Raw genomic sequence first — 285 nt, forward strand, 5'->3', positions numbered from 1 at the left:
AACCGGTGCAGAGCACGGTCGACACCGTGCAGAACGTCGCTCGCGATGCCGCTTCTGATGCTGGTCACAAGGCCGCGGACGTCGCGAGCACCGTGAGCGACAAGGTCACCGAGACTGCGAGCGACGCAGCGAGCGCGATGACCTCCAAGGTCAAGAGTGCGGCGGACTTCGCCTCCGAAGAGCCCGGTGACGCGGACGCCGCCCAGGCGAACGAGACCTGGAACCGCGCCGACGATCTCTCCGCGCAGGCGCAGGCCGACTATGCCCGTGCCGACGCTGAGGCGA

1 protein-coding gene is annotated in these 285 nt (G+C 68.4%); it reads left to right on the forward strand.

What is annotated here, in order from left to right; genetic code table 11:
• The coding region (locus D9V41_RS18210) for a hypothetical protein (RefSeq protein WP_208006959.1) at nucleotides 1-285 on the forward strand (285 nt) is incomplete at both ends.

Origin of the sequence: Aeromicrobium phragmitis, from assembly GCF_003674095.1 — a bacterium.
Lineage (GTDB): Bacteria > Actinomycetota > Actinomycetes > Propionibacteriales > Nocardioidaceae > Aeromicrobium > Aeromicrobium phragmitis.